The 23,453-nt window shown below is 63.4% G+C and carries 19 protein-coding genes and 1 tRNA gene; 8 read left to right on the top strand and 12 right to left on the bottom strand.

Annotation, left to right across the window (positions count from 1 at the left end; translation table 11 throughout):
• Positions 1-78: 78 nt before the first annotated feature.
• The 3 genes from C8J33_RS20855 to ilvD all read right to left on the bottom strand — a co-directional run bounded on the left by C8J33_RS20855 (position 79) and on the right by ilvD (position 8,116).
• A complete protein-coding gene (locus C8J33_RS20855) occupies positions 79-2,532 on the bottom strand; it encodes a circularly permuted type 2 ATP-grasp protein (protein ID WP_132665230.1) in 2,454 nt (817 codons plus the stop codon).
• Between the two features lie 6 nt (positions 2,533-2,538).
• A complete protein-coding gene (locus tag C8J33_RS20860) occupies positions 2,539-5,934 on the bottom strand; it encodes a DUF2126 domain-containing protein (protein ID WP_132665231.1) in 3,396 nt (1,131 codons plus the stop codon).
• Between the two features lie 343 nt (positions 5,935-6,277).
• Positions 6,278-8,116, bottom strand: coding sequence for a dihydroxy-acid dehydratase (ilvD, locus tag C8J33_RS20865; RefSeq protein WP_132665232.1), 1,839 nt, complete (start codon positions 8,114-8,116; stop codon positions 6,278-6,280).
• A gap of 317 nt (positions 8,117-8,433) precedes the next feature.
• Between ilvD and treY the strand changes: the two genes are divergently transcribed.
• Positions 8,434-11,067, top strand: coding sequence for a malto-oligosyltrehalose synthase (treY, locus tag C8J33_RS20870; RefSeq protein WP_132665233.1), 2,634 nt, complete (start codon positions 8,434-8,436; stop codon positions 11,065-11,067).
• A gap of 98 nt (positions 11,068-11,165) precedes the next feature.
• A complete protein-coding gene (locus tag C8J33_RS20875) occupies positions 11,166-12,680 on the top strand; it encodes a phospholipase D-like domain-containing protein (RefSeq protein ID WP_245507232.1) in 1,515 nt (504 codons plus the stop codon).
• A gap of 25 nt (positions 12,681-12,705) precedes the next feature.
• On the opposite strand, the gene C8J33_RS20880 is transcribed toward C8J33_RS20875, so the two are convergent.
• Positions 12,706-13,677 carry a lysylphosphatidylglycerol synthase domain-containing protein gene (locus C8J33_RS20880; RefSeq protein WP_132665234.1) on the bottom strand — a complete coding sequence of 324 codons (972 nt, stop codon included), beginning with the start codon at positions 13,675-13,677 and terminating at the stop codon, positions 12,706-12,708.
• A 140-nt stretch (positions 13,678-13,817) separates the two neighbouring features.
• On the opposite strand from C8J33_RS20880, the gene C8J33_RS20885 reads away from it, so the two are divergent.
• On the top strand, positions 13,818-14,624 hold the full coding sequence (locus C8J33_RS20885; protein WP_132665235.1) for an endonuclease/exonuclease/phosphatase family protein: 807 nt from the start codon (positions 13,818-13,820) through the stop codon (positions 14,622-14,624).
• 63 nt (positions 14,625-14,687) lie between these two features.
• A complete protein-coding gene (locus C8J33_RS27595) occupies positions 14,688-14,873 on the top strand; it encodes a hypothetical protein (protein WP_132665236.1) in 186 nt (61 codons plus the stop codon).
• A 77-nt stretch (positions 14,874-14,950) separates the two neighbouring features.
• On the opposite strand, the gene C8J33_RS20895 is transcribed toward C8J33_RS27595, so the two are convergent.
• From C8J33_RS20895 to cpdR1, 6 genes are all read right to left on the bottom strand, one after another.
• Positions 14,951-15,178, bottom strand: a complete 228-nt coding sequence (locus C8J33_RS20895; protein WP_110800812.1) for a hypothetical protein — start codon at positions 15,176-15,178, stop codon at positions 14,951-14,953.
• A gap of 194 nt (positions 15,179-15,372) precedes the next feature.
• Positions 15,373-15,810 carry a plastocyanin/azurin family copper-binding protein gene (locus C8J33_RS20900; RefSeq protein ID WP_132665237.1) on the bottom strand — a complete coding sequence of 146 codons (438 nt, stop codon included), beginning with the start codon at positions 15,808-15,810 and terminating at the stop codon, positions 15,373-15,375.
• 162 nt (positions 15,811-15,972) lie between these two features.
• The gene (locus C8J33_RS20905; RefSeq protein WP_132665238.1) at positions 15,973-16,401 is read right to left on the bottom strand and encodes a BrnA antitoxin family protein; all 429 of its coding nucleotides are present in this window, start codon (positions 16,399-16,401) and stop codon (positions 15,973-15,975) included.
• A gap of 4 nt (positions 16,402-16,405) precedes the next feature.
• A complete protein-coding gene (locus tag C8J33_RS20910) occupies positions 16,406-16,648 on the bottom strand; it encodes a BrnT family toxin (RefSeq protein WP_132448532.1) in 243 nt (80 codons plus the stop codon).
• Positions 16,649-16,816: 168 nt separating this feature from the next.
• Positions 16,817-16,891: transfer RNA gene (locus C8J33_RS20915), tRNA-Val, on the bottom strand.
• A 106-nt stretch (positions 16,892-16,997) separates the two neighbouring features.
• Positions 16,998-17,360 carry a response regulator CpdR1 gene (gene cpdR1, locus C8J33_RS20920; protein ID WP_018327941.1) on the bottom strand — a complete coding sequence of 121 codons (363 nt, stop codon included), beginning with the start codon at positions 17,358-17,360 and terminating at the stop codon, positions 16,998-17,000.
• 219 nt (positions 17,361-17,579) lie between these two features.
• Between cpdR1 and C8J33_RS20925 the strand changes: the two genes are divergently transcribed.
• Both C8J33_RS20925 and hisN read left to right on the top strand, forming a co-directional pair.
• Complete coding sequence (locus C8J33_RS20925) at positions 17,580-18,464, top strand: N-formylglutamate amidohydrolase (RefSeq protein WP_132665271.1); 885 nt, start codon at positions 17,580-17,582, stop codon at positions 18,462-18,464.
• 405 nt (positions 18,465-18,869) lie between these two features.
• Positions 18,870-19,643 (top strand): histidinol-phosphatase, encoded by a 774-nt coding sequence (gene hisN / locus C8J33_RS20930; protein WP_132665239.1) that lies wholly within the window; start codon positions 18,870-18,872, stop codon positions 19,641-19,643.
• Positions 19,644-19,646: 3 nt separating this feature from the next.
• On the opposite strand, the gene C8J33_RS20935 is transcribed toward hisN, so the two are convergent.
• Positions 19,647-20,648, bottom strand: a complete 1,002-nt coding sequence (locus tag C8J33_RS20935; protein ID WP_422038797.1) for an alpha/beta fold hydrolase — start codon at positions 20,646-20,648, stop codon at positions 19,647-19,649.
• Positions 20,649-21,359: 711 nt separating this feature from the next.
• On the opposite strand from C8J33_RS20935, the gene C8J33_RS20940 reads away from it, so the two are divergent.
• Positions 21,360-21,836 (top strand): Hsp20 family protein, encoded by a 477-nt coding sequence (locus tag C8J33_RS20940; RefSeq protein WP_132665241.1) that lies wholly within the window; start codon positions 21,360-21,362, stop codon positions 21,834-21,836.
• Between the two features lie 66 nt (positions 21,837-21,902).
• On the opposite strand, the gene C8J33_RS20945 is transcribed toward C8J33_RS20940, so the two are convergent.
• On the bottom strand, positions 21,903-22,958 hold the full coding sequence (locus C8J33_RS20945; RefSeq protein WP_132665242.1) for a threonine aldolase family protein: 1,056 nt from the start codon (positions 22,956-22,958) through the stop codon (positions 21,903-21,905).
• A gap of 289 nt (positions 22,959-23,247) precedes the next feature.
• On the opposite strand from C8J33_RS20945, the gene C8J33_RS27120 reads away from it, so the two are divergent.
• Entirely contained in the window at positions 23,248-23,409 is a 162-nt protein-coding gene (locus C8J33_RS27120; RefSeq protein WP_165929853.1) for a hypothetical protein, read from the top strand.
• Positions 23,410-23,453: the final 44 nt, after the last annotated feature.

Genomic DNA, 23,453 nt, shown 5'->3' on the forward strand with positions numbered 1-23,453 from the left:
TATGCCCTGTTTGACGTTTCTGCGCATTCTAAAAGCGGCGGCGTCACAAAAGCACAAGACAGCGCGGATGGCGCGCGATCAGCTCAGATAGGTCTGGGCGAGAATGTCGGAGAAACGTTCCATCTCCTTCTCGAGGTGCTCGTAGACCTCGCTCGTCATGCCTTCGGGCGTCATCACCGCGAGACCCGAATGCAGGCGCACCGCCTCACGGTAGAAGGGCGACATCTGGCCGTTCTGGTAAGCGTTCGGCAGCTGTTCGACCTCGGCGCGGATTTCGTTCAGCTGATAGAGGATGGAGCGCGGGTTGAGCGGATCGAGCGCCAGGAGGTCGGTGACCGTCAAAGGCGCGGTGTTGACGTTGTAGCGGCGGCGATGGGTCATGACGCTGTCGCCGATCTCCAGCAGCATGTCGAGCGCGCCGTCCGGCGCATCCCTGCCCGACATATGGCCGAGCAGGCGGGTCATGTGCATGCCGCGCTCGAGATAGCGGCCGATCGACAGGAAGCGCCAGCCGGTGAAGCGGTACATGTTTTCGTGCACGAGACCGGCAAAGCCCGCGAGCTTGCGCAGCAAGATGGTCATGGCGTGCGTCGCATCGTCGCCGGCCTCCACCGTCGCGCGGAACTTGCGCACCGTCTTCGAAAGGTCGTTCAGCGCCAGCCAGCCATCGGCGGAAAAGCGGTCGCGGATGTTGCTTGCCGAATAGAGCGCGCTGTCGATATTGGCGACGAGACTGTCGGGCACCGGCTGTGCCGAATCGATGTCGAGCACCTTTAGATATTCGGAGACGTCCTTCAGCAGCGGCATTTCGCTGTTGGCGTTTTCGGCAAAGCGTCCGTGCCATGCTCGCAGGATGCGCAGGGCGCCTTCCGAGCGTTCGATGTAGCGGCCGAGCCAGAAGAGGTTGTCGGCAGCCCGGCTCGGCAGGCTGCCGGGCATGGTGCGAATGAAGGTTTCGTCGGAGGTGAGGAGCGTGGTGCGCTCGACAGGGCGATCGCTGACGATCCAGACGTCGGCCGCCGAGCCGCCGGCCTGCATGGCGATGGCGGCGGCATCCGCCCCGCTCGAGATCCGGGCAAAGCCGCCGGGCATGACCTGCCAGCCGTTCCGCGTGCGGGCGAGATAGACGCGCAGGCTCATCGGGCGCGGCGTCAGCTTGCCATCCACCCAGGCGGGCGTGGTGGAGAGCGTGACGACCTCCTGGCCGACCAGCTTCTGCCCGTCATTGGCCAGCCAGTCGCGGATCGACAGCTTGGCGTTTTCGCGCATGGACGAGCCGAGAATCGATCGGCCGTTGTCGTCGAAGAAGGGGCGCGTGGAGTAGGCGGGGCCGATGACCATCTTCTCGATGTTGCGGGCCACCTGCTCGCGCTCGGGTTTCTGTCCGCACCACCATGTGGCGATGCTCGGCAGCAGCAGGTCTTCGCCCAGCAGATGATGGCAGATCGTCGGCATGAAAGCGAGGAAGGCGCGCGTTTCCAGAATGCCGGAGCCGAGGGCGTTGACGATGGAGACGGTGCCCGCGCGCAGCGCCGCGAGCAGGCCGGGGGTGCCGATGTGAGAGCGCTGGTCGAGTTCGAGCGGATCGGCGAAGGAGGAGTCGAGGCGGCGCCAGAGAATGCCGATCGGCTTCAGGCCGGCCACGGTACGCACCATCACGCGCCCGTCCACCACAGTCAGATCTTCGCCCTCCAGCAGCATGAAGCCGAGATAGCGGGCGATGTAGGCGTGCTCGAAATAGGTCTCGTTGGCAAGACCCGGTGTCAGCACGGCGATGCGATCGTCCGGCGAGCGCTTGCGCATCTGCAGCGCATCGCGGAAGGCGACGAAGAAGCGGGCGAGACGGTGGACATGGGTCTCGGCATAGATGTCGGAAAAGGCGCGGGTGGTCGCCACCCTGTTTTCCAGCGCGAAGCCGGCGCCGGATGGAGCTTCCGTGCGGTCGGCCAGCACCCACCAGTTTCCGTCCGGACCGCGGCCGATCTCGAAGGACACGAAATGCAGGAAGTTGCCGTCGGCCGGCTGCACGCCGACCATGGGGCGCAGGAACTCGGTATTGCCCGCGACCAGCGCCGGCGGCAGGAAGCCTTCGTTGACGAGCGTGTTCGGCCCGTAGATGTCGGCGGCGATCCGCTCCAGCAGGTTCGCACGCTGGATGAGCCCGAGCGACAGCTCTTCCCATTCGCGTTCGGCAATCAGCACCGGGATGTGCGACAGCGGCCAGCTGCGCTCGGAGTTTTCCTTGGTGCCGTAGGCGCGGTAGAAGACGCCCGCGTCGCGGAGATAGCGGTCGGCCCGGGCGAACCGGTTGGCAAGCTCTGCCTCGTCCATGCGGCCGATGGCCGAGACGAGATGCTGCCAGACGGGGCGCACGTTACCCTGCGCATCCACCATTTCGTCGGCGATGCCCGGCAAGGCGCGATAGTCCGCCACCGGGTTGCTCGCCCGCTTCGGGATGCCAGCGGTCGTCCCGGCCAATCCCGCTTTGATGGCCTCCCCTTTGATGGTCCCGGCCGTCGGCTTCTGTGTCATGTCGTCCTACAGTCCCGCCGGCCGACGTAGATCGAGCGTGAAGGGGAACTCCGGTGAGGGGGTTTCCGGCGTCAGCGCATAGCCGCCGGCCGTGTGGCCCCAAGGCTCGAACCGCGCCAAGCGCCGCGCCTCCGCCTCGTTGCCGTTGACCGGGAACGTATCGTAATTGCGGCCGCCGGGATGGGCGACGTGGTAGATGCAGCCGCCGATCGAGCGGCGCGACCAGGTGTCGTAGACGTCGAAGGTCAGCGGCGTGTTGACCGGGAGCACCGGATGCAGGCCGGCTGCCGGCTGCCATGCCTTGTAGCGCACGCCGGCCACCGAGACGCCGTTGACGCCCGTCGGGGTCAGCGGCACCGGGCGGCCGTTGCAGGCGACCGTGTAGCGGCCGGGATTGGCGGTCTCAAACCGAACCTGCAGGCGCTCCACGGAGCTATCGACATAGCGCACCGTGCCGCCGATCGCGCCCTGTTCGCCCATGACGTTCCAGGGCTCCAGCGCCTGCCGCAGTTCGAGCTTCGTTCCCTCGTAGGTGACCTCGCCGCAGAAGGGGAAGCGAAACTCCAGCTGTGCCTCGAACCATTCCGGGCGGAAGTCGAAGCCGTTGGCGCGCAGGTCGGCCAGCACGTCGAGGAAGTCGGCCCAGACATGGTGCGGCAGCATGAAACGGTCGTGCAGGGTGGTGCCCCAGCGCACCAGCCTGCCATCGGCGGGGTTCTGCCAGAAGCGGGCGATGAGCGCGCGCACCAGAAGCTGCTGGGCGAGCGACATGCGCGCATTCGGCGGCATTTCGAAGCCGCGGAACTCGACGAGGCCCAAGCGACCCGTCGGGCCGTCCGGGGAGAACAGCTTGTCGATGCAGATTTCCGAGCGGTGCGTGTTGCCGGTGACATCGGTCAGCAGGTTGCGGAACAGGCGGTCGGTCAGCCACGGCAAGGGAGCCGTGCCCTGGCCGGGCAGGGGCACCTGCGCCATCGCCGTTTCCAGTTCGTAGAGGCTGTCGTGACGGGCCTCGTCGATGCGCGGCGCCTGGCTGGTCGGGCCGATGAACATGCCGGAGAAGAGATAGGAGAGCGAGGGGTGGCGCTGCCAGTGCAGCACGAGGCTCTTCAACAGGTCGGGACGGCGCAGGAAGGGGCTGTCGTTGGGGTTGCGACCGCCGACCACCACATGGTTGCCGCCGCCGGTGCCGGTGTGGCGGCCGTCGATCATGAACTTGTCGGCGCCGAGGCGCGACTGGCGCGCTTCCTCGTAGATGACCGAGGTGATGTCGACGCATTCCTGCCAGTTCGCTGCAGGGTGCACGTTGACCTCGATGACGCCGGGGTCCGGCGCGACGCGCATGACGTTGACGCGCTCGTCGTGCGGCGGCGCGTAGCCTTCGATGTGTATGGCGAGGCCGAGGTCGCTTGCGGCGGTTTCGGCCGCGGCGATCAGGTCGAGATAGTCCTCGACCCGCTCCACCGGCGGCATGAAGATGCAGAGGCGGCCGTTCTGGGGCTCGACTGTGATCGCGGTGCGTACGGCGCCGCCGATTTCGGCGAGCACCTGCTCGTTGCGGTCCTGCTGGGCTTCCGCAGCCTGGAAGGATGCTTCGGCCATTGCCCGATCCGGCTTCGGCTCGGCTTTCTCACCGGGCTTCTCGGTCACACCGGCAGCACGACCCGGGCCGACGGGGAAGTCCGGCAGGGCGGTGCGGGGGATCGAGGGATCCGCCTCGTGGATATAGGGGAACTGGGACGGCGGGATGTAGGGCAGGGCGCCGAGCGGGATGCGATAGCCGACGGGGCTGTCGCCGGGCACGAGGAAGATCTTGCCGCGGCGCGTGCGCCAGCGTTCGCTCATCCATTTACGCCCGCCCATCTGTCCGCCGGAGGCCTGTGCGTTCCAGGCCTGCACGGGCAGGACGAAGCCGGTGGGAACCGTCAGGCCGCGCTCGAAGACGCGGGCGATGCGGCTGCGCTCCTCCGCGTCCTTCAGTTTGGAATTCGACGGATCGACATTCTCGGGCAGACTGCCTTCCTTGATGATCCATTCGGCTGGGTCCTCATAGGCCGGCAGAACCATGTCCGGCTCGATGCCGAGCGCGACGGCGATGCCGGTCAGAAGCTTTTCGGCCTCTTCCGGTCCCGCTTCGGTGTCCACGTCCTCGCGCGCGACGAGCTCAGGATTGCGCCAGATCGGCACGCCGTCCCGACGCCAGTAGAGCGAGAAGGTCCAGCGCGGCAGGCTTTCGCCGGGATACCATTTGCCCTGGCCGTAATGGAGGAAGCCGCCGGGCGCAAAGCGCTCGCGTAGGCGCCGGATCAGGTCGTCGGCTTTGCCGCGCTTGGTCGGGCCGACGGCATCCGTATTCCATTCGCCGGATTCGAAGTCGTCGATCGACACGAAGGTCGGCTCGCCGCCCATGGTCAGGCGGACGTCGTTGGCGGTGAGAGCGGCATCGACCTCGTGGCCGAGTGCGTTCAGCGCATCCCAACTTTCGTCGGAGAACGGCTTGGTAATGCGCGGATGTTCGGCGACGCGGTCCACCCGCATCTCGAAGGCGAATTCGGTCCGCGTGTCGGGATCGCCAGCAAAGCCACCGGAAATCGGCGCAGCATTGCGATAATGCGGCGTGGCCGAGAGGGGGATATGGCTTTCGCCGGTCAGGAGGCCGGAGGTCGGGTCGAGGCCGAGCCAGCCGGCGCCGGGAAGATAGACCTCGCACCAGGCGTGCAGGTCGGTGAAATCGACCTCGGTGCCGGAGGGGCCATCGAGCGCCTTCAGGTCCGGGGCAAGCTGTATGAGATAGCCGGATACGAAGCGGGCGGCGAGGCCGAGATGGCGCAGGATCTGCACCAGAAGCCAGCTGGAGTCGCGACAGGAGCCGAGCGCGTTCGTCAGCGTTTCCTCAGGCGTCTGCACGCCGGGTTCCATGCGGATGACGTAGTTGACGGCCTGCTGAAGGCGCATGTTGATGCCGACGACGAAATCGACCGTGTTCATCGGCGTCCGGTCGAGGCCGTCGAGATAGGCCTGCAAGGCGGGGCCGGCCGGCTCGGGCTGGCTGTAGATGGCAAGGTCTTCGCGAATGTCCTCGGGATAGTCGAACGGCCAGATCTCCGCGCTCTCTTCGACGAAGAAATCGAACGGATTGTAGACCGTCATGTCGGCGACGAGATCGACCTCGATCTTGAATTCGGTCACCGGGTCGGGAAACACGTACCGCGCGAGATAGCTGCCATAGGGGTCCTGCTGCAGCGTCACGAAATGGTTGGCGGGCGTCACCTTCAGGGAGTGGCTCAGCACCTTCGTCTTGGAATGCGCGGCCGGCTTGAGGCGGATCACCTGCGGGCCGAGGCGGACCGGCCGGTCATAGGTATAATGAGTCAGATGGTAGATGCTGGCTTTGATCGACATGCGGTCCCCTCGATGACGGATGGAATGTGTGCAATGCAACGAAATAAAGCAAGGCTGAAAAATCGGCAGGTCGGCCGCGGCTCTGCCATCGCACCCAGATGCAAAATGATCCGACCGAGCGATGCCCGGTCAGGCGTAAGTTTCGAATCTCATACATGATCCACCCGCGCAGGCAGGCGGGTATGACGCTCAAGAGGAGGAAAGCGGGCCTGCGGTCGGCGCAGGCCCGAATGTCTCGGTCTAGAGTGTTTCCGCGTTTCTCCGAATCGCGAAAACCCTCTATCTCACTGTTTCAACGCAATTCCGGACGCAAAACCGCTGCGCAATTTTGCTGGAATTTGCTCTAATCCGGCAGGATGCGCACAGCACCCTTGTCGGCCGAGGTTGCGAAGGCGGCATAGGCCTTCAGCGCCGTCGTCACCTTGCGCTTGCGCAGCTCGGTCGGCTTCCAGCCATTGGCGTCCTGCTCGGTGCGGCGCAGCGCCAGTTCGTCCTCGGACACGCGCAGCGAGATCGTGCGGTTGGGGATGTCGATGTCGATCATGTCACCCTCGCGCACGAGGCCGATCAGGCCGCCATTCGCCGCTTCCGGCGAGACATGGCCGATGGAGAGGCCGGATGTGCCGCCCGAGAAGCGGCCGTCTGTGATGAGCGCGCAGGCCTTGCCGAGGCCCTTCGACTTCAGATAGCTCGTGGGATAGAGCATTTCCTGCATGCCGGGGCCGCCCTTCGGACCTTCGTAGCGGATGACGACGACGTCGCCGGCCACGACCTGGTTGGACAGGATCGCCTTGACGGAGGCGTCCTGGCTTTCGAAGACGCGAGCCGGGCCGGAGAACTTCAGGATCGACTCGTCCACGCCGGCCGTCTTCACGATGCAGCCGTCGAGCGCGATGTTGCCCTTGAGCACGGCGAGGCCGCCATCCTTGGAGAAGGGGTGCTGCGCGTCGCGGATGACGCCCTTTTCGCGGTCGAAATCGAGTTCCTTCCAGCGGGCGCTCTGGCTGAAGGCGACCTGCGTCGGCACGCCGCCGGGCGCTGCGGAGAAGAGTTCGAGAGCGGCCGGATTGTCGGTGACGGCGATATCCCACTGCGACAGCGCGTCGCCGAGGGTCTTTGCATGCACCGTCGGCAGGTCGGCATTGATGAGGCCGGCGCGGTTGAGCTCACCGAGGATCGCCATGATGCCGCCGGCGCGATGCACGTCTTCCATGTGCACGTCGGCCTTGGCCGGTGCCACCTTGGAGAGGCAGGGCACCTTGCGCGACAGGCGGTCGATATCGTCGAGGTTGAAGTCGATCTCGCCTTCGTAGGCGGCGGCCAGAATGTGCAGGACGGTGTTGGTCGAGCCGCCCATGGCAATATCGAGCGCCATGGCGTTCTCGAAAGCGCCCTTGGAGGCGATCGTGCGCGGCAGCGCGGTTTCGTCGTCCTGCTCGTAATAGCGCTTGGTCAGGCCGACGATGGTGCGGCCAGCTTCCAGGAACAGCTTTTCACGATCCGAATGCGTCGCAAGCGTCGAGCCGTTGCCGGGCAGGGACAGGCCGAGAGCTTCCGTCAGACAGTTCATGGAATTGGCCGTGAACATGCCCGAGCACGAGCCGCAGGTCGGGCAGGCGGAGCGCTCGATGGTCTGGACGTCCTCGTCCGACATCTTGTCGTCGGCCGCAGCCACCATGGCGTCCACGAGGTCGAGCGCGTGGATCTTGCCATCGGACAGGAGAACCTTGCCGGCTTCCATCGGGCCGCCGGAGACGAAGATGGTGGGGATGTTGAGGCGCAGCGAGGCCATCAACATGCCGGGGGTGATCTTGTCGCAGTTGGAAATGCACACCATGGCGTCGGCGCAGTGCGCATTGACCATGTACTCGACGCTGTCGGCGATGATCTCGCGGGAGGGCAGCGAATAGAGCATGCCATCGTGACCCATGGCGATGCCGTCATCGACCGCGATGGTGTTGAACTCCTTGGCGACGCCGCCGGACGCCTCGATCTCGCGGGCGACCAGCTGGCCGAGGTCTTTCAGATGTACGTGGCCCGGCACGAACTGGGTGAAGGAATTGACCACGGCGATGATCGGCTTGCCGAAGTCGCTGTCCTTCATGCCTGTGGCGCGCCACAGGCCGCGGGCGCCGGCCATGTTGCGGCCGTGGGTGGTGGTTCTGGAGCGATAAGCTGGCATGGCGTTTCCTCGAAGCGTTTATGAGGCTCGGGCGGGGCCTGGTTTGGCTTGGGCGCGACGTCCGACGACAGTTTCGGGGTCTCTAGCGTAAAACAGTCGTCGCGTCACGGTCTTCATACGGCAATCCGGTACGGTGCGATCAGGTTTTTGAACGACCAAGTTCTTCGCATCTGCAAAAGAGTTTGCTCATGCAGCACATGTGGCGGGAACCAACAGGCGGGGATGCCTGTTGATGCAGCGCCCGCGTGACGGTCCGTCACGTCATCCGGGTTCCCGCGCCGTTTCGTCCGCTCCTCTCAGAAGGCAGGTCTTCCACGATGACAGTTCCGATCGCCACCTATCGGCTCCAGTTCCGCAACGGCATGACCTTTGACAAGGCCATCACGCTGATCGACCACTGGAAGGCGCTCGGCATCAGCCATCTCTATGCCTCGCCGATCTTTGCCGCGACGGAAGGGTCGACCCATGGTTATGACGTCACAGATCCTAATGCGTTCGACGTGGCGCTCGGCGGACGCGAGGGCTTCGACCGGCTTTCGGCGGCGCTGAAGGCTGCCGATATCGGCCTAATCCTCGATATCGTACCGAACCATATGGCGGCGTCGCTTGAAAACCGCTGGTGGCGGAGCGTGGTTGAATGGGAGGACCAGAGCCCCTACGCGCATTATTACGACATCGACTGGTCCCGTCCGCTGACTATTGCCGAACTGGGTAAAAGCTTCGACGAAGCGCTGGATGACGCGGAAATCGAAATCCGGCTGGACGAGGTCGCTGGCAATTTGGCACTCGGCTATTATGAAAGTAATATTCCGTTGCACCCGTCGAGCTATAGTGCCGTTCTCGACGGCGCGCCGGGCACGCTCGGCGCGAAGATTTCGGCATTGGCCGCCTCCGCTTCCGCGCAAGAAGACGAGGCGTTCCACCACACGATGCAGACGCTGATGACGGGCAGTTCGGAGAGTGACCGTAAGGTGCTGTCGTCCTTCCTCGCCGGCCTGCCGGTGGAGCGTGTGAAAGCTGCGCATGCGGCACAGGCTTTCCGTCTCGTGCACTGGAAGACGGCGGCGAGCGATCTCAGCTATCGCCGCTTCTTCGAGGTAGCAGGCCTTGCCGGTCTCCGCGTCGAGGCGCCCGACGTCTTCGATGCCGCGCACAGGCTCGTTCTGGAGCTCGTCAAGGACGGTACGGTCGATGGGCTGCGAATCGACCATGTCGATGGTCTCGCCGATCCCGAGGGGTATCTGAAGACGCTGCGCGATGCGGTCGGCCCGGACGTTTATCTCGTGGTCGAAAAGATCATCGAAGAAGACGAGCGCGTTCCCGCAAGCTGGCCCATCGCAGGAACGACCGGCTACGAGTTCATCGCGGCTCTCGCGCACCTGTTCGTGGATTCGTCGCAGGCGAAAGCGCTAGACGCAGCTTATGCCGACTTTGCCGGCAGCAAGGGCTATGCGGCGATCCTGACGGACGCCAAGCAGCTGATGCTGGACCGCAATTTCGAAGGTGAGATCAAGCGGCTCGTGGCGCTGGCCGGTTCGTCTGTGGGTGAGGCATACGACGCCAAGGCACTGGAGCAGGCGCTGAAGGCCTTGATCACGGCATTTCCGGTGTACAGGACCTACGGCACGCGCGATGCGCTGGGCGAGGACGACCGCGAGATTCTCGATGGTGCGGCGGAAGAGGCGGCGCGCACGCTGTCCGGCGACAGCCGCGAGGCGCTCGACGCCATCGTCGCGGTGCTCTCGGGTGCGACGGAGGGTGATGCCTTCGAGTTCCGCAGTCGGTTCCAGCAGGTGACCGGGCCGATCATGGCGAAGGCCATGGAGGACACCGCCTTCTATCGCTACCACCGCCTTCTCGCTCTCAACGAAGTGGGCGGCAACCCGGCGGAAGAGGAGATGTCGATCGCGCATTTCCATGCCGCCATGCAGCGCCGGGCGGCCGAGCAGCCGCATGCAATCACCACCACGTCGACCCATGACACTAAGCGCGGCGAAGATGCGCGCGCCCGGCTCTATGCCATCAGCGAGGCGCCCGATGTCTGGGCGAAGGCTGTCGCCCGGTGGCATGATATGAATGCCCACCTCATCCAGACGCTCGCCGATGGCCCGGCGCCGGAGCCTGCGGTCGAATGGGCGCTCTACCAAGCGCTGGCCGGTGCCTGGGAGGAGACGTCCGCGATGCCGGACGCCGAAGCACTTGAGGCCTTCAAGGAACGCTTTTCCGCCTATGTGGAAAAGATGCTGCGCGAGGCGAAGGAGCGCAGCGACTGGTCCGAGGTGAACGAGGACTATGAGAACGCCGTGCAGGCCTTTGCTGGCGGACTTCTTTCGCCGAATAACAAGGCATTCCTGAACGATTTCCTCAAGGCTGTGCAGCCGTTCGCTGAAGCCGGTTTCGTCAATGGCCTGACCCAGACGCTGGTGAAGATGACGGCGCCGGGCGTGCCGGATGTCTATCAGGGGTCGGAACGCGCCGATTTTAGTCTTGTCGATCCCGACAATCGCCGCATGCCGGATTATCCGGCCATGGCATCTCTGCTCGAATCGGCAGATGGCTTTCCGTTCGACACCACAGCTCTTGCTTCGGGACAGGCGAAGGTCGCTCTGACCGCCGGGCTGATTGCGGCGCGACGTGCCTCGCCAGACCTGTTTCAGGATGGCGACTATCGCGCACTTGAGGTCTCGGGGGAGGGTTCCGATAGCGTCGTTGCCTATGCCCGCCGGGTGGGCGATGCGGCCGCGATCGTCATTGCGCCCTGCAAGGTGCTGGCATTGCTGGAGAAGGGCGCTCTGGAGCGTGCCTTCGACGCGATCGAGGTATCCCTGCCGGAAGATCTGGCCGACCGTTCGTACCGCAACGTCCTGCAGGGCGGAACGGTCGATGCGGGCCGGGCCCTGCATATGCGCAATATCTCCGGAGCACCCTACATTCTCCTGATCACGGAATAGTTGCCGCCTCCGATCGCATCGCATGGAACTTTCTGACCCTCGTGGCGTTTCAAAGCGCCACGAAGTTTGGCCATGCGTAACGGTCGGGGGAAGTGCACGTGTATCATGTCGGCCAGGAGAATGACGGCGATCGTCTCGGCGAGGATTCTTCAAGTGGCGGTGAGACGGGTATCATCCGGATCGGCGAAAATGCCTGGCGCCGGGAGATGGCAAACAAGATCGCCTTCATGATCGATGGCAAAGCTTACTTTCAGACGCTGGATCAGGCGCTGCGGCTTGCTTCCCGGCGTATCTGGATCATCGGCTGGGATTTCAGCCCCGACATTCGCCTGACACCCGAAAATCCGGAAAGCCCGACGCTTGGAAACCTGCTTCTCTCGCTGGTCGAGGCGAAGCCCGAGCTTGAGATCCACATCCTCGTCTGGGCCATGGGGCCGATCTATTCCGGCAAGTCGCTGAAGCTCTTCCGCAAGAAGGGGTGGGCGAGCCATGCCCGCATCCACCTGAATTTCGACACGCATCATCCGCTGCGCGGTTCGCATCACCAGAAGATCGTCTGCATCGACGATACGACCGGCTTCATCGGCGGCATCGATCTGACCGCCCGCCGCTGGGACGACAGCGACCACAAACCAGGTAACCCCCTGCGTGTGACGCCCGATGGCGAGACCTACGAGCCGGTGCACGACATGCAGGCCGCCGTTTCCGGCCCTGCGGCGCGCATGCTCGGCGATATCTGCCGCGAGCGCTGGCTGTCCGCCATGGAGGAGACGATCGCACCCGTCGAAGGCGCGGCCACCGCATGGCCCGAAAGCCTCGTGCCCGCCTTGACCGGGTGCCCGGTCGCGATTGCCCGCACCACGCCGGCGACGATCGGCCATGACGGCATTCACGAATCCATCCACATGCTGACGGATGCGCTGAAATCGGCGCAGCGGATCGTCTATATCGAGGCGCAGTATCTCGCTGCTTTCGGCATTGCTGATATCCTCATCGAGCGCCTGTCGCGGCCCGATGGCCCCGAAGTCCTGATCGTCGTCACGCGTATCTCGCATGGCTTCATCGAGAAGGTGATGATGGGCACCAATCGCGACCGCCTGATCCGCCGGCTGAAGCGCAACGATCCGTATGACCGGCTGCGCGTGATGTATGCCGTCGTGCCCTGCGACGACGCGGACGGGGAACAGGAGGTGTTGGTGCATTCCAAGCTCGTCATCATCGACGATCGCTTTCTGCGCCTCGGCTCCTCGAACCTCAACAACCGCTCGGAAGGTATGGATACGGAAGCCGACATGGCGATCGAAGCCGTCAACGAGGATCAGAGCGCTGCCATCGCCGATGTGCGCTATCGGATGCTTGCCGAGCACCTCGACTCCACGCCAGAGGGGGTACGAGACGCCATCCTCAGGCTGAATTCTCTACATGACGGCGTGGAATCGCTGAACACCGGTCGCCGCGGCCTGCGCCACTTCGATATCGATCTGGCGGAGGGCGAGGAAGACCCGTTGCCCGGCACCGATATCGTTGATCCCGCCGGGCCGATCCATCCGATCGACACGCTACGCCGCCGCGCCGGCGCTATCGCCAGCCGCATTTTCGGCCGCGCCTCGTAAAGGGTCGTTCGGCGCCTGAAGTCCCTCAGGCCGGCGATCCCTCAGGCCGACCGTGCGGCTCATCGCCCTTGCTTGACGTTCCCTCCAAGGTCTTGTCCTTCATCACGATCTCGCTGATCAGAAGGGTCGGAAGACCGATGGCGAGCGGGATGAAGTAATAGATCACCCGGAAGGCGATGACCGCGGCGACGGACTCCGCGCCCGGCAGGATATGCGCGACCGTCGCCTCCAGCACGCCGATGCCACCGGGGACGTGGCTGATGATCGCGGCGACGTTGGCAATGATCGAGACGGAAGCGACCTTGAGATAGCCGGCCTCGGCAAAGGCCGAGAGCATCTGGTGCAGGCTGGCGGCCACGAAGGCGAAGTTCAGCGTTCCCACCACGATCTGCGCCGCGGCGATCGGCAGCTTCGGCAGGTCGAAGCTCCAGTCCCTGATCGTCAGCGGCTTTCGCACGAAGGCCGATAGAACGAGGTAGATGACGGGGGCGATCAGTGAGGCGATGCCGATTGCAAAGACGGCGCTGCGGCTGAGCCCGGTCATGTCGGCCGCATCCTGCGGGCGAAGCAGCAGGCTGGCGCCACCAAGGGTCATGAGGCCCAGCGCGACGGTGACGCCGCAGAACAGCACGATCTTCGCTACATCCTCGGCCGTCAGCCCCCAGCGTGCATAATAGCGATACCGGACGGCACCGCTGCTGAGAGCGGCGACGCCGACATTATGGCCGATGGACAGGCTGACGAAGGAGGCCAGCGCCGTCTTGTGGAAGGGCAGGCGCTTGCCCGTATAGCGCACGCCCAGCGCATCGAAGCAGGAAAGGCACGCATAGGAAGCGGCGGCAAAAGCCAAGCCGAGAAGCAGATGCGAGACCGGTATGGCCCGCAGCGCGGTCAAGATCTCGTCCAGCGTATACTGACGCAACGTCTGGAAGAGCAGATAGATGGCGAAGAGAACGGCCGCGACAGCGACCAAGCGGAAGATGATGCGAAGGCTCATTCTGTGGTCGCTCTCTTAAGAATACGGACTTAGAAACGGTGAAGGGGACGTTGTGAATGTACCGTACACCGCAACGCAGCACGCATTCGCGACTGCATTGTCGCACGGAACGAATTGGCCCCCCTCCGGGTTCCCTCGCCATGCCCGAACACGATATCCAGCCTTCGCTCGACTCTGCCGCTGCTACGCTGCCTCAAACCGCCGGCGTCCTCTCCATCCTCACCTACAATGTCCACAGCTGTATCGGTACCGACCGGCGGATGGACCCGGAACGCATCGCCGAGGTCATCTCTGCTGCCCAGCCGGATGTCATCGCGCTGCAGGAACTCGATGTCGGCCGCGCCCGCACCGGGGGCATCGACCAGGCAGCGCGGATCGCCGATCTCCTCAAGATGACGTCGCATTTCCATCCCGCGCTGCATGTGCGCGAGGAGCAGTATGGCGATGCCATCCTGACGGCACTGCCGTCGCGCCTGATCAAGGCCGGGCCCATCCCGTCTGTCGGCGAGACGCGCGGCGCGCTCTGGGTGGAGGTCATGGTCGACGGACGCCCGGTGCAGATCTTCAATACGCATTTCGGCCTGAGACGCGCAGAAAGACGGCAGCAGGCGGAGACGCTTCTCGGAGATGCCTGGATCGGCAACGACGCCTGCCGGGACCAGTCCATTATTTTGACCGGAGATTTCAACGCGATCCCCTCGTCGGTCGCCTATGGCCTTCTCAAGCGCCGGCTTCCGCCCGTCCGCGTCGGTGTTGGCGCTGGCAGTGCTACGGGGACGAGGATGGCACCGACCTTCCCCTCGCGCTTTCCGCTCCTGCGTCTCGACCATATCTTCGTCTCCGAGGGGATAGAGACGATCACAGCAGGCCCCGTGCGCACGCCGCTTTCGCGAATCGCGTCCGATCACCTGCCGCTCCAGGCAAGCCTCAGGATCGGCGGTTCGTGAAACTTCGGAACCTTCGCCAGACCGGGCCGTTAGTCTCGCGAACGCAATGGAAAGGATGAGATCATGCCAAATCGTGACCCACTTCCGACGCCCGAAACCGATACGCCACGGGGCCCAACGTCGACACCGGGTGTACCCGATCGCGGACAGGACCCGTCACCGGTGCCACCCGTGATCGCCCCAGGCGATACGAAGAACCCGAATGATCCGGCTTTTTTGCCGATCGGAGATCCCGCTGGGATCGCCTGAAACGGGACCGAGATTCCTATATATGACAAAGGGCCTTTACAGAGATGTAAAGGCCCTTTTTATGGTGAGGCACCCTTTCAAAGACTGCCTTCCCCTTTGAAATAGCCCGGATATTGTACGAATTCAGGGTCGGGTTTTCCCGGAACCGGCGAAGGTGGCGTCTCGCCTTCCTCCTCATCCGCCAGAAAACCGTGCGTGCGCATCCATTCGCGAAGGATGCGACGGACCGCTTCGTCACGCGAGATGTTCTGCTGGCGGGCGTGGGCGGCAAGGGCTGTTTCGAGATCGGTGGGGAGGGTCGTCATGTGGCAAGCCTCTCTGGTCTGGTGTCGATGCCGGACAACGTCTGCGTGTCCGGATCGTTCCCGAGACCACCAGTGAACGGGCGGCGGCATCGTCCGCCGCTTCAAAGCCCATCCATTCGGCAGGCTGGCCTGCGGCGCAGCGAACCGATATCCACTGCGCCGTTCCGTTAACGATATGAAAAGGCAACGTCGTCTTACGGTGTCACCGTCAGCTTGGCCTGCATGCCTGCCTCGTAGTGACCCTTGATGTTGCAGAATACCAGATAGGTTCCCGCCTTCAGGCGCGTCTTCAACTGGCCATCGGCACCCGGCTTCAGGTCCTCCACCTCGCCGAGGCTCTTCAGCTTGCTTTCATCGACCCGGTGCTTGGTCACCTCCAACGGGATTTTCTGGTCGGCGGATTTCAGCCGCACGACGATCATCTCGTGCTCCTCGCCGACGGCGGCATTGTGCACGCTGAAGACGGTGGCCCCGGCCTTGACGGTCGCGGGCTCCAGGCTCAACCCCATGGTGCCGCCACCTTCACCGGTTTCCACGACCGTGATCGTGTTTTCGGCAAAGGCCGCTGTGCTGAGAAGCGCGCATCCGGCAGCCGTGAAAAGGGAAAGCGCCGTACGGGACAGGGAGATCATGGGATAATCCTTCGGATAAGACCTCGCGCCGCGCAGGGTGCATCCGCATCCCGCCACGCGAGCGATGATCCTCGCTGACGGACCCTGTCGATCAGCCGTCGAAGCCGGGCGGGCTCGATCATTGATATGAAAAGTGTCCCGTTGTCGGCGGCTGCCGGAAGCTCAGAGACCCGCCGCCTTCCGCAGCACATCGTCGATTCTCGACTGCCACCCCTTGCCCGTTGCCTTGAAGGCGTCAATGACCTCCGGGGAAAGTCTGATCGAAATCTGTTGCTTCGGCTTCTCGACGGCCGGCCGTCCGCGTTTTGCTTTCTCCCCATCGATGCTGGCAGCAAGATCAGGGAATACCTCGCGGAAAGGCTTTGCCGTCTTCCATTCGTTAGGCTGGAGGGGGCGTTCGATGTCGGGATCGGGACCGATCAACTCGCCCGTCGCATCATCGATCCACCAGCCGTCCGCGTCCTGATGAACGCCGCCGGCGCGAATGATCGCCTGCATCTGATCATTGTAGATCTGCCAGCGCCGCAGCATTTCGGCATCGTCGTTCTCACCAAGGTCTTTCGTCACAAAACTGGGCCATGTCTTCGTCATGAGCTTACGTCCTTTCCGTGCGGTTTGCCCGGCGCATGGAAATAACCGACAGGGCTTCCGAGCCGAGGGGGCGGAAAACAACCGCGACGACCAAAGCGCCGTTGAAATCACCGATGGCGAGGAACCGTCCATCTTTCGCGCTCTCGATGCGGGCGGTTTCGAAGAACGCGATCGTCAGGTCCGCGAAGTCGAAGCCGTGCTTGGAGATGTTTGAAAGACGCTTGGGTTCATCGTACGTGATTTTCATGTGATTAAACGTATCACATAAATCAAGGCGCGCAATAAAGGCTAATCCAAAAGACGGAGTAAATGCTTTTCGACAACGCTGACAAGCGGCCTCCGCAGGAATGCGTGTCAGTCTCCAGAAACGGAAAAATCCGCCGAAGCGGATTTCTCAACGTATTCGAGATTAGGATGGTGGGCGTGACAGGGATTGAACCTGTGACCCCTACGATGTCAACGTAGTGCTCTCCCGCTGAGCTACACGCCCATCCGTGCCGCGCATAGACCACAAACCTTTTTGAGCGTCAACTGGCATCATGATGCTTTTTTGACAAAAGAGGTGGGCCGGTGCGGGGGCTGGTGTCGGCGCCTTGTCAGGCGGCCAGCATCTTGTTCACTTCGTCCACGAGATCGCGCAGGTGGAAAGGCTTGGAGAGAACCTTTGCGTCCTTCGGGGCCTTGCTGTCGGGGTTCAGCGCCACGGCGGCGAAGCCGGTGATGAACATGACTTTCAGGTCCGGGTCGAGTTCGGTCGCGCGGCGCGCGAGTTCGATCCCGTCCATTTCCGGCATGACGATGTCGGTGAGGAGGAGCGAGAAGGGCTCTTCGCGCAGCCGGTCGTAGGCACTGGCGCCGTTATCGAAGGAAAGGACCTTGTAGCCGGCTTTTTCCAGCGCCTTCACCAGGAAACGGCGCATGTCGTTGTCGTCTTCTGCGAGGAGAATTTTGGGACTCATGGATTTCCAGCCGTTGCTGTCTAGGTCTTATGATACTGACGGGAAGGTGCGGTCGCCTCATGAAACCGTTTCGGAGTAAATATCCCGTGAAGACCGGCCGTCAAGGGCCGGGCGCCACGCGAGCCCGCAACCCTCGTGAGGGGCGACTATGGACACAGATGCGGCCAACTGGCAACATGAACGAAGCGGCAAGATGACGACATGGTAAAAAGGATCGCGATGGAGGAGACGGTTCGGGAGCACGACCTGTTTTGCGTTCGCGAGCCGGACCATCAGCGAATTCCCTTTGTTTTCAACTCTCCGCACAGCGGCAGGCTCTATAGCGACGCGTTTCTGGCGCAGTCGCGGCTTGATGCGCGCACGATTCGCCGCTCCGAGGATCATTATGTGGATGAGCTTTTCGGCCGTGCGGTCGGGCTCGGTGCGCCGATGCTGGTTGCGCATTTCCCCAGGGCTTTTCTCGACGTCAATCGCGAACCTTACGAGCTCGATCCACGCATGTTCGACGGCGCATTGCCGCCGCATGCCAATATCAGCTCCATGCGGGTTGCCGGCGGTCTCGGCACCGTGCCGCGGCTTGTGGCCGAGAACATGGAGATCTACCGTACCCGCCTGCCGGTCGATGACGCGCTGGAGCGGATCGAGACGATCTACAAGCCTTATCATGCGACGCTTCGGCGGCTGATCGCCCGGACGCATGTGCTGTTCGGGCGCGCGATCTTGATCGATTGCCATTCCATGCCCGGCAATGTCCGCGTGGCGGGCAGCAGCATGCGGCCGGATATCATCATCGGCGATCGCTACGGCACCAGTGCGTCTGCCGATCTCTCCCGTATGGCGGTGACGCTGCTGGAGGATCTCGGCTTCACGGTGACGCGCAACAAGCCCTATGCCGGCGGGTTCATCACCGAGCACTACGGGCGTCCGAGGCGGGGCCTGCATGCGCTGCAGATCGAGATCAATCGCGGGCTCTATGTGGACGAGACGACGCTCGTGAAGAAGCCGGAATTCGACTGGCTGGCGCATATTCTCGGAACGTTCTTCGCGGAATTCGCAGCCCATGTGGAGAGCTCGACCGAGAGCTTGCCGCTCGCCGCGGAATAGGCGTCTCCCGACATGCGCGACCCGATCCTGCCATGGACGGCGACCGGCCAAAAAAAACCGCGCTTGTCGCGCGGCTAAGTCTAGGGAGGAAACACCCAAGGAGGGTATTTACAGCCACGAGTGACTGTAGGGTGAGTTTGATATTGCAGCGCACAATTGTCAAGGCCACTTTGCCGCGCGTGACGAATCGACGGCGGGCTAAGCCTCAGCTTTCGCAAAAGAATTTCTGAATTTGCCCAATTAATGATCGGAAATTTCGACATGGCGTGCGAATGTGCATATGTCTTGTGCGGATCGCCTGAAAACTGCTGAAATCTTGTTCTGCATTTTCTTTTGAAAAAATTCGTCTAAGCATCCTCTGGTCGGCTTCAGGTCGATCTTCACGCCCATCTCCAGGAGAGTGCCATGTTGCCGGACCGCCCGTTCTTTGATCGCCTTGCGGATGCAGCCAAGGCGGAGACGTTGCCGCGGTTTCGCATGGGAATCGGCGTTTCCAACAAGCTGGAGAGCGGGTTCGATCCTGTGACGGAAGGCGACCAGGCGGCGGAGCGGGCGATCCGGGCGCTGATCGAGGACGCCTTTCCGGAGCATGGCATCCTTGGCGAGGAATACGGCACGGTGGGTGCGGATCGCGATTACGTCTGGGTCATCGATCCGATTGACGGCACGCGCGCCTTTATCTCCGGCCTGCCGGTCTGGGGCACGCTGATCGGTCTCTACCACAAGGGTCGGGCCGTGATGGGGCTGATGGACCAGCCTTTCACCGGCGAGCGCTTCTTTGCAGCCGATGGCGTCACGCATTACCGGGGGCCGGAGGGCGAGCGGACGCTGGCCACGCGCGACTGTGCGTCGTTGTCGGAAGCCACCATGTTCACGACCTCGCCCACGCTCTATCACGGTGACATCAAGACGAAATTCGAGGCGGTGCAGGACAAGGTGCGGCTCGCCCGCTACGGCTGCGACTGCTACGCCTTCGCACTGCTGGCGGCCGGGCATATCGATCTCGTCATCGAAGCAGGCCTGAAGCCCTACGATGTCGGCGGGCTCATTCCGCTGATCGAGCAGGCCGGCGGCATCGTCACCGACTGGAACGGCGGGCGGGCGGAAATGGGTGGCGAGGTGATCGCGGCGGGAAGTGCGGCGCTCCACGCCGAGGCTCTGGCGATCCTCCGGGGCTGAGGCTCAGAGCACGAGCATATCGCCGCCGCTCAGGCTTTCCGTGACGTCGGGGCCCGTGCTGCCGGGGATGAAGGCGTCAAGCGCGGCGATCGCCTGCGCACGATAGCGGTCGTCCTCTTGGAAGACCTCGTGGCGGGCGCCGTCGATGGGGATGAGCGTGGCGGCGCGGAAGTTGCGGGCCAGCGCCTCGATGGCGGCATAGGGCACCAGACGGTCGCGCGTAGGGGCGAGCAGCAGCGTCGGCACCGTAATGCGCGTCAGGTGCTCGCGGCGCGTGACGCGGCGGATGGCGCGAAAGGTTTCATGCAGCCAGCGCGCGCTCGGGGGTCCTAGCGCCAGTTCGGGATGCGCCTGTGCAATCTCGGCGTTGCGGGCGTAGCGCACGGGGTCCGAGGAAACGAGGTTCTGCGGAAAGAGCATGGGCTGCTCCTTCGACAAGGCCAGGGCGCCGAGGCCGAACAGGCTGAAGGCGGCCGAGAGCAGGCCGATCTTGCCATGGCTCATGCGCTGGTTGCCGAGCGCCACAAACGGTGCATTCAGCACCATGCGGTCGATTCGCGTTGCCAGCCGCGGGGCCTGTGCCAGCGCCACCAGCGCGCCCATGGAGTGGGCCACGAGGAAGAATGGCAGGCGCGTATCCGGCAGCACGATCTTTTCGAGGAAGATCGACAGGTCCTCTTCGTAGTCCGAAAAGCGACGCACATGGCCGCGGCGCAGCTGCTTCAGCAGGCGCTCGGATCCCGCCTGTCCGCGCCAGTCGAACGTCGCCACCCAGAGGCCGCGGGCGAGCAGATCGCCGATCATCTCGAAATATTTCTCGATCGATTCATTGCGACCGTGGAGGAGAACGACGGTGCCCTTGGCTGCTGTGTCGCCGCTGCGGAAGACGGCGTATCGTAGGCGTCGCCCGCCGGCGCCGGTAAAGAAGCCGACGGTGTGCCGGCGCGGATCGGCGGCAGCAGGCGGCAGCGGGTTATCCGGCGTTGGAAACAGGCGCGGCTTCAGAAGCGTTTCATCTTCCGCGCGCGGCACGTCTCCGGATCTGGTCGCTATCGCGGCGACAGCGTTCCCAGGGTTGCCGGTGTCATGTCTTTGCGGAGCGGAGCGTGTCTGCATCTGGGGTTCCCGATCGGCGGTCTCGGCGTCGTGCGGCCGTGCCGTGAAGCGTCATCCTAGACCTGCAGCCTTTCGGGCGGGTGAACGACAGACGACGCGGCCGGACGTCAAGGAATAGGGCGAGCGAGATGGGCGGTCAAAGGATTGTCGTCTGTTCTCCGCTGCGTCCGACCATAAAAAGGGGCCGGAGCGGCGGGGAACCGCTTCCGGCCCGGAAGGGCGAAACAGGGGCGCAACGGGGAATGCAACCTTTCAGGGACGATCCGGCTGCTGTCTTGCTCCTGTTCCGATGACCCCGTTCTAGCGCAGCTCAGGTGAACCGAAACGGAACCGGCCGTTCATCCCCGGTTTATGTCAGCTTCGGCACGCTCGTATGGTTACGCCATCATGCGAAATCAAGGGCTTGGCTTGATGGCGGGGGACAGAGAAAATTCCGATGCCTGCGATTTTGTCTCTGGAACGCCTCTTGACGGTCGAAATCGTCATTCCCATCTCATGGTCACGGGCGCCGAAGAGGGCCCGGCCACCGGCCTCGCCATCGCCGCTTACGGGATGACGGGCCAGAGAACCGCAACACGTTGCTCGAATAGTGAGGACACCATGCGTCACGTTGATTTTTCTCCGCTTTACCGCTCCACCGTCGGCTTCGACCGGCTGTTCACCATGCTCGACAGCCTCGGCCAGCCCGACCAGTCGCAGAGCTATCCGCCCTATAATATCGAGCGGACCGGCGATAACACTTACCGGATCACCATGGCAGTTGCCGGTTTCGACGAAAGCGAGCTTTCGATCGAAGCGCGGGAACACACGCTGACGGTCAAGGGCGAGAAGAGCGAGGAGCAGACGGCTGAAAACCAGTTCCTGTATCGCGGCATTGCCAAGCGCGCCTTCGAGCGCCGCTTCCAGCTCGCCGAATATATGGAAATCCGCTCCGCTTCCCTGAAGAACGGCCTGCTGCACATCGATCTCCTGCGCGAGATCCCGGAAGCTGCCAAGCCGCGCCGCATCGAGATTTCGGCCGCACAGAGCGCGTCGAAGCAGATCGAGGCGAACCAGGTGGAAGCTAGCGTCAACTGATCCACAGCTGATCGCCTGATAGAAGAGACGGCGTCCCGAGAGGGGCGCCGTTTTTCGTTGTTGCTCTCAAGCGCTGCGGCAGCCGTCGAGGAAGGCATCGACGTCGGCCGGCTCGGTGGCAAAGCTGGTGACCAGGCGATACAGCCCCTCGTCGGTGCCGAGCGTGCCGGCCAGCGCATGCGGCACGGGCCAGTCGTAGAACAGCGCGCCCTTTTCCTTCAGCGCCTCGGCATTGGCGGTCTTCAGGATCACAAAGAGCTCGTTGGCATTCGAGGGCCAGGCGAGGCGGGCGCTGTTGCTGTCGGCGATGCCGTCGGCCAGGCGTTTGGCCATGGCATTGGCGTGTCGCGCAAGGTCGAGCCAGAGGTTGTTGTCGAGATAGGCTTCGAGCTGGGCCGAAACGAAGCGGGTCTTGGAGAAGAGCTGGGCCGAACGCTTGCGCAAATAGGGCATATCGCCTGTCTTTGCGGGATCGAACAGGATCAGCGCTTCGGCGCACCAGCAGCCGTTCTTGGTGCCGCCGAAGGAGAGGATATCGACGCCGCGCTTCCAGGTCATTTCCGCCGGTGTCGCATCCAGCGCGACCAGCGCATTGGCAAAGCGCGCGCCGTCCATGTGCAGTGGCAGGTTATAGCGTTGCGCAATCGCGGAAATCGTGGAAATCTCGTCGAGGGTGTAGACCGTGCCGGCCTCCGTCGCCTGCGTCAGCGTCACGGCCATCGGCTGGCCCGCATGGACGAAGCCGGGCGGAAAGCGCTTGATCTCGGCTTCCAGCCGCTCCGGCTCCATCTTGCCGAAGGCGCCATCGACCGGTGCCATGCGCGCGCCGAGCGAGAAGAATTCGGGCGCGCCGCATTCATCGGAGTTCACATGCGCCTCGCGGTGGCAGAACACGTGGCCGCCGGGGCGAGTGACGCTGGCAAAGGCCAGCGCGTTGGCCGCCGTCCCGGTGCCGACGAAGAACACGGCGACTTCCCGCTCGAAGACCTCCGCCAGCATCGCCTCGACCCTGCGGTCGAGCGGGCTCGTGCCATAGGCGGGGGCAAAGCCCGGGGCCGCCTTCACCAGGCTTTCCGCAATGAGAGGATGGGCGCCGGCCCAGTTGTCGGAGGAGAAGATCATGGGGGCTTCCGATGGTCGAGAGAAGAGGGCAGATCCTACAGCGCAGAGGCGCGCCGAACCTTCACACGACCATAATCACCCGGCGTCGGCAATCCAATCCAGACGAGAATGATCAGGACAATTGCAGACCAGTTTGAAACCAAAGGAAAGGCTAGGGCCATTCCGCGCAACATTCTTTCGTCAACCTTGGAAAAGCCGACATTTTCGGATCGATGACGCCGATTATTTAAGCGGTCTCCCTTGCAGTCACCGGAGCTTTCTGGCATAGAGCCTGTGAAATAGGACAGGCTTGCTGTCCTATTTCGGTCTGAAGACCGAATGGCCCGAAGCGCACATCCAAGCGGCGCGGGGCCTGAACAGGGAAACACCGTCTCATGCGGCGAGCGATCGGCTCACCCATGCGGTTGGCTCGATGCCGGTGTTCCCTGTCGAATGGTCGCGGATCATCTGACCCGGCACCGCCAAGCTTCGTTTGCGAGCGGCACAGGATCATGC

Source organism: Rhizobium sp. PP-CC-3G-465 (assembly GCF_004343445.1).
Classification (GTDB): domain Bacteria; phylum Pseudomonadota; class Alphaproteobacteria; order Rhizobiales; family Rhizobiaceae; genus Ferranicluibacter; species Ferranicluibacter rubi.